Here is a 6,636-nt window from a genome sequence, read left to right on the forward strand (position 1 = left end):
CAAGAAGAACAACAGTGGATTTTAGATGCATATGAACAAAATTTACCTACGCTAAAATCACTCGAAGACATTTCATCTTCAGCTCGATTCTACCGTGATGATGATGGTATTTTGCATATCAGTACGTATTTTTTAACGAAAAATAAAAATTACCAAGTCGATGGCGAAACTGAAGAAAGCAACGGAGCGCTTGCCACGGTACAAACCGTGGCTTTCATTTTGCATAAAGAACGACTCTTCACTCTTCGTGGTGAAAAATTAGTCGCATTTCGGGCTTTTCGTGCGCGTGCACGTCGCAATGACTACGAAATCGACTATAAGGATCCAACGTGGATCTTACTCGGTTTACTCGAGGCGAAGCTGGACGAGCTTGCGGATATCTTAGAAGATATCCACAAGGACTTGGAAAAGTATTCCACAGAAGTGCTGAATAACCGACACCGTGAGATGATTCTCGACTTGGATGACATGATTACGCGTCTGGCCCACTTGGAAGATATGCTTGGAAAAGCACAGCTGTGTTTGATTGACTTACGTCGTGTACTGACTTTTTTATCACGTCCACGTGCTTTAGGCAGTCATATTTATGATGCGGATATTCGAGAGCTCAGCGAAGACGTCCGCTCACTGGTTGAACACGATGCCTTCTTGTTCCAAAAAGTACGATTCTTGCTCGATACCACCTCAGGCTTCATTAACACCGAGCAGAATGACACAATCCGTCGCTTCTCCATCTTACCGAGTATGCTCGCTCCACCGATGCTGATTGCCAGTATTTATGGGATGAACACCGATGTATTGCCTTTTGCAAGAGGAACGACCAGTTTTGTGATTGTCAGCTTAATTTTAGTGGCTTTCTTGATTGGCCCGCTGATTTACTTCCGCTGGAAAAAATGGATTTGAGTACACCTTAAGACACTGCTTTTCCTCATAGATTTAAGAAATGCAATAAATAAAAAAAGCACCTCACGGTGCTTTTTTTATTTAAGGGATTAACTTGAGGTCATCCTGTAAATGACAGGCTTGAATGATTTTCATCATTTTTTCAGGCACCGCTTTAAAATGTAAACTGTGCGCATTTGGTGTTTGACGCACCCAACGGACTAAAACCGCCAGTGCCAATGTACTACCATGCTCAAGCTGGGCCAAATTAACCACCACAGGATAAGACTGTGACTGCATCACTTTCAAACCTTGCTGATAGTAACTTTCAGCATTGTCATAGGTAATCTGACCTGAAAGCTGCATTTCCTGATTGCTAAAGTTAATCACCTTTCACCTACTTATTTTTTCTTTTCAACCGCTGCTTCTGCATCAGGTTGGAAGTTTGCAATCGCTTTATCTAGGTCGCCACCATTACGTTTAACCGTTGCCGCGAACTGATTACGGAACTGTAAACCAAGGTCGATACCCGACACATTGATATTACGGATTTTCCATTGGTTGCCTTTATCCGCCAACTGGAAAGATACTGGGATTTTTTCGCCTTTGTTATTAAAGTCGATCGTCACCACAGGGTTTTTGCTGTTCGTTTCTTTATACGGACGGATGGTATATGTCTGATTACTAAACTTCGCGAATGCAGTACCGTAGTTTTCAATCAAAGTTTCACGAAAGTTATTTTCAAACTTCGCACGCTGTGCAGCAGTACTGTATTGATTGGTCGCATAAGTCCCCATCACGATACGTGAAAACGCTTGTGAATCGACATATGGATCTAGATTTTGACGAACAATCGTTTTCACAGCAGCTGGGTTGTTTTGTAGCTTGGCATGATCTGCTTTTAAACGCGCAATCAGGCCATCTGCCACTTTTTTAACAAAAGCAGGTGGTGCTTCACTTGGCGCTGCAAAAGCAGTACCTGCAAGCAAGGTTGATAAAATGCTAGCTGTTAGTGTTTGTTTCAATAAAGTATTCACTACAATTGTTCCTCTTCAAATCATTCAACAAATGACACATTGGCATCTGTTGTTTCAGCGGTTTCAGGTTGCTCAGTCTTTGCTGCAGCATCTTGCGATTTACCTGCCCCACCCGTAATAAATTTAGTAATTAAGTCTTCTAGATCCATTGTACCTTGGGTATTGCCAATGCTTTCACCACGTTTCACGTAGTTCAAGCCACCCCCCGGAACAATTTTCAAGTACTTTTCACCAAGCAGACCATTGGTTGCCACCATAATATAAGCATCTTCATCTATGCTGGTAATGGACTTCATGTTCGCAATAAGTTGCTTTTCCATTTCTTTTTGTTGCGCAGCATCCGCAGCGGTATAGTCGCTACTGTAACGAAGCTCTTCAAGTGCATTCTTTTCAACTTCTTTGAGCTGTGTTGCATTGAAAGATGTCAACTTCCCATCTAAAGAAAAAGAAACCGTGGCTAAACGTGTCACAGGGTCTAAGCTAATTTGATCAACTTGACCAATTTTCACCCCACTCATCGTCACTTTCGCACGTGGTTTTAGACCATTCACGTTATCGAAGGTTGCACTCATTTCATAGCGATCACTGAGATTTGAACCCACCAAGCCACTTACTCGCATCGCAATAAAAAACAAAGCGATACCGAAGAGAATGACAAATATGCCGACTGCCAGCTCACTTGCACGTGATTTCATTAAACACCTCCAAACATGACCGCAGTCAACACAAAATCAAAACCTAAAACACAGAGCGATGAATACACCACAGTGCGTGTGGTTGATGTCGCAATACCTTCAGATGTCGGTTCACAGGCATAGCCTTGATACACCGCAATCCATGTACAAATTAAAGCAAAAACAAAACTTTTAATGATGGTGCCATTCAGGACATCTTTATAGAACTCTACGCTACTTTGAATGCCACTCCAGTAAGAACCTTCATCTGCACCCAAGAAGTCCACACCCACCATTTTACCGCCCATAATCCCGACTGCAGCAAAGATGACAGACAGCATCGGTAAACTAAAAATACCCGCCCAAAGTCGCGGTGAAATCACACGTTTGAGTGGATCAACCCCGATCATTTCCATACTGGACAACTGCTCTGTGGCTTTCATTAAGCCAATCTCAGCTGTTAATGCCGAACCTGCACGGCCTGCAAACAACAGTGCAGCAACCACAGGTGCTAACTCACGGAGTAAAGTCAATGCAACCGCAGTACCTAGCATCGCTTCGCTACCAAAGGTCACTAAGATGCTATACATCTGTAGACCCAAGACCGCACCAATAAATAGCCCCGACACCACAATAATGAGTAGCGACAATACGCCAACACGGTACATTTGGTATACAAATAACCGAACGCCCTGTACCGTTGGCATCGAAAATAAGATTTGCAATAACATTAAGCTCGCAACACCTATGCCGCGAACCCGTTCAATCACACGTCGACCTAAGAGTGCTATCGCATTCATGCTTGCACCTCAGTACTTAGATATGCCTTTTGGCTAAATTGATAATCGACAGGTCCTTCAACTGAACCTGTTAAAAATTGTTTCACGAATGGAGATGCATTCGCCTGTAACTGTTCAGGCGTCCCCTCACCTTGCACTTTGCCCTCAGCGACAACATAGATATAATCTGCTATCGACAAAGTTTCAGCCACATCATGTGAGACAATAATTGTTGTTAAATCAAGAGCTTCTCGCAATGATCGAATCAGACGTGTGAGTACACCCTTCACAATCGGATCTTGTCCTGCAAAGGGTTCATCGTACATAATCAGTTCAGGATCCAGTGCAATCGCACGCGCCAAAGCCACACGACGGTTCATCCCACCTGAAAGCTCAGAAGGCATCATCAGCTCTGCGCCGCGCAAGCCGACAGATTCCAGTTTTAAAGACACAATCTCTGCAATCAAATGTTCAGGCAATGCCGTGTGCGCGCGAATTGGGAAAGCTACATTTTCATAGACTGACATGTCAGTAAACAGCGCTCCACTTTGAAACAACATGCCCATACGTGCACGCGCAGCAAATAACTCTTTGCGTGACATTTTCGCAATGTTTTGTCCATCTAGAAGCACTTCGCCCTGATCTGGTGTCAATTGTCCCCCAATCAGACGCAGTAAAGTGGTTTTACCTGTTCCCGATGGTCCCATGATGGCCGTGATTTGACCCTGTCGTATTGTAATACCGACATTGTCGTAAATAACACGTTCCCCTCGCTTAAAGCTCAGGTTTTTGACCTCAATGAGGGCTTGAGCAGTCAGAGGCGCTTGATTATTCATAGCTGTGCGTTTTCCTGCATTTTTTCAGCATGCATACTATAAAGGATTAAAAAACGATATGTTAGCGTATTCCATGCCTAATTTTGTGCACGAATTGATTTCAATTGGTTGTATTTATATTTATTTAATGGAAGAAAACAACCTAAATAAAGCGGATCACTTCATCCATAGCGACTATAGACAAAGAAAAGGATATTGCAAATCAGTAAAAAAAATCCAAGATAATGTGCCATATTGACCTCTTTCGCGTCAGAGTGAGTGGCGATTGATTCAACCTCATTATTGTGCATCATTATTATCAATGTAATTAAAATATGACTCAGTATACATTTTAATTTTCGGATTGAAAGCAATAGACATAAAAAAAACCAGTGTTTCCACTGGTTTTTTTAATTTTAGTTCAAATTAGTCATTGAACTTACGACGTGGGCGGTCAAAACCACCTTCAGTGCGTGGACGATCTGAGTTAAATTCACGCTTTGGACGATCTTCACCAAATGTACGCTTAGGGCGGTCATCACCACCAAACGAACGCTTAGGACGATCTTCACCAAAAGAACGTTGTGGACGGTCACCAAAACCACCTTCACGGCGTTGTGGACGATCACCAAAATCACGTTTAGGACGGTCACCAAAAGAACCTTCACGACGTGGTTTATAGTCTACACGGTTACCACGGTTGTCATCATTCGAGTCAAAACGCGGCTTGTCGTTGAAACCACCTTCGCGACGCGGGCGATCGTTGTTAAATTCGCGACGTGGACGGTCTTCAAAACCACCTTCACGACGTGGACGATCATTGTTAAATTCGCGACGTGGACGGTCTTCACCACCGAATGAACGACGTTCGCCATCACGACCACCTTCACGACGCTTAAAGTTGCTTTCGCCTTCAAAACGACGACCGCCACCAAAACCGCCACGACCGCCATCACGACGACCACCGCCATTGCGACCACGACCACCATCACGACCAGAACGTGCTGGAGGTGGAGATGGCTCTAAACCTTCAATTTCAGATACTTCTAAACGTGCATCTAAGTAGTCTTCTAAAGCACGGATTTTACCGCGTTCACGGTAAGTTGCTAAAGTAATTGCTTTACCAGTACGACCCGCACGACCTGTACGACCAATACGGTGTACATAGTCTTCGTTCTTCATAGGAAGACCGAAGTTAATAACGTGTGAAATTGTTGGTACGTCTAAACCACGTGCAGCAACGTCAGTTGCAACCAAGATTTTTGCACGACCTTCGCGGATGCTACGTAAACGACGGTTACGTACGGTTTGTGGCATTGCACCGTGAAGTGCAACCACTGAGTGACCCGCTTCAGCCAATTCTTCAGCAAGCATGTCTGTGTCTTCTTGTGTAGACGCGAAAACAACTGCTTGATCAAGATCTTCTTCGCTCAACCAGTGAGTTAAAAGTTTTTTCTTGTGCTCGAAACCATCAGTCCAGTGTAAAGTCTGAGTGATATCTGTATTGGTAGAATGACCTGTCTCAATTGCAATACGTTCAGGATCATTCATCATGCGTTCAGCAAGTGTGATGATACGTGGTGCAAATGTTGCAGAGAACATTAAAGTTTGTTTACGGTTTGCAGCAAGGTCGCTAATCGCTTCTAAGTCTTCAGAGAAACCTAGGTCAAGCATACGGTCTGCTTCGTCAACAATTAGAGCATCAACTTTGTCTAATTTGATTTGACGACGGTTCACAAGGTCAAGTAAACGACCTGGTGTTGCAACAACAACTTGCGCACCTTTTAACTGTTGGATTTGTTTACCAAATGGCATACCACCCATGATTGCAGCAATACGTGCACCTTTCATGTGGCGAACAAATGCAATTGCGTCTTGGCTCACCTGTTGCGCCAACTCACGTGTTGGGCAAAGAACTAAGATATTCGGTTGAGTAATTGCTTTCATACGTTCTTTGAACGGAACGAAAGTTTCTTGGCCTGCAAGTGCGTTTAACGTTGGTAATAAAAACGCTGCAGTTTTACCTGAACCAGTTTGGCTCGATACTAAAAGGTCTTTACCGTCTAAAGCTGCAGGAATAGATTGTTCCTGAACTGGCGTAGGAGACGTAAATCCTAGGCTTTGTAGAGCTTGTTGTAACGATTCGTGTAAAGGAAATTCAGCAAAAGTCTTGCTCATAGAGTATTTCACCCGAAAAATGGGTGCTCCATTAAAAATAAAATCAGATGGACATCGGCAAAAAGCGGCACAGCAATAATCGCTGAAAATATAGAATCAGCGGCGATCCGAGAACGACGATGCGTATAACGCACATTTGATTACAGCCGCAACCTGAAGGAATCGCTTAAGCGATTGGGTGGGGCGCGAAATAATGTCCTCTCTTTGGACCGGACGCGCATACACAATGATAGAAGAGAATGTTCAGGTAATGAACGAAATTTAGTGCGTG

7 protein-coding genes are annotated in these 6,636 nt (G+C 43.7%); 1 reads left to right on the forward strand and 6 read right to left on the reverse strand.

Annotation, left to right across the window (positions count from 1 at the left end; all coding sequences use genetic code 11):
* A partial coding sequence (locus B4F08_RS09770; protein WP_291374265.1) for a CorA family divalent cation transporter occupies positions 1 to 903 on the forward strand: 903 nt, incomplete at its 5' end.
* An 81-nt stretch (positions 904 to 984) separates the two neighbouring features.
* Here B4F08_RS09770 and B4F08_RS09775 read toward each other — a convergent pair.
* The 6 genes from B4F08_RS09775 to B4F08_RS09800 all read right to left on the reverse strand — a co-directional run bounded on the left by B4F08_RS09775 (position 985) and on the right by B4F08_RS09800 (position 6,365).
* Positions 985 to 1,272: an STAS domain-containing protein gene (locus tag B4F08_RS09775; protein ID WP_086208974.1), complete on the reverse strand. Its 288-nt coding sequence runs from the start codon at positions 1,270 to 1,272 to the stop codon at positions 985 to 987.
* Between the two features lie 11 nt (positions 1,273 to 1,283).
* Positions 1,284 to 1,919 (reverse strand): MlaC/ttg2D family ABC transporter substrate-binding protein, encoded by a 636-nt coding sequence (locus B4F08_RS09780; RefSeq protein WP_086208975.1) that lies wholly within the window; start codon positions 1,917 to 1,919, stop codon positions 1,284 to 1,286.
* Positions 1,920 to 1,939: 20 nt separating this feature from the next.
* Positions 1,940 to 2,614 carry an outer membrane lipid asymmetry maintenance protein MlaD gene (locus tag B4F08_RS09785; RefSeq protein WP_291374266.1) on the reverse strand — a complete coding sequence of 225 codons (675 nt, stop codon included), beginning with the start codon at positions 2,612 to 2,614 and terminating at the stop codon, positions 1,940 to 1,942.
* Positions 2,614 to 3,393 carry a lipid asymmetry maintenance ABC transporter permease subunit MlaE gene (gene mlaE / locus B4F08_RS09790; RefSeq protein WP_086208977.1) on the reverse strand — a complete coding sequence of 260 codons (780 nt, stop codon included), beginning with the start codon at positions 3,391 to 3,393 and terminating at the stop codon, positions 2,614 to 2,616. Before mlaE ends, B4F08_RS09785 begins: the two co-directional genes overlap by 1 nt.
* Positions 3,390 to 4,208, reverse strand: a complete 819-nt coding sequence (locus B4F08_RS09795) for an ABC transporter ATP-binding protein (RefSeq protein WP_086208978.1) — start codon at positions 4,206 to 4,208, stop codon at positions 3,390 to 3,392. The genes mlaE and B4F08_RS09795 overlap by 4 nt, the downstream gene beginning before the upstream one ends.
* A gap of 405 nt (positions 4,209 to 4,613) precedes the next feature.
* Positions 4,614 to 6,365, reverse strand: coding sequence for a DEAD/DEAH box helicase (locus B4F08_RS09800; RefSeq protein ID WP_291374267.1), 1,752 nt, complete (start codon positions 6,363 to 6,365; stop codon positions 4,614 to 4,616).
* Positions 6,366 to 6,636 lie beyond the last annotated feature (271 nt).

Source organism: Acinetobacter sp. UBA6720 (assembly GCF_002454215.1).
Lineage (GTDB): Bacteria > Pseudomonadota > Gammaproteobacteria > Pseudomonadales > Moraxellaceae > Acinetobacter.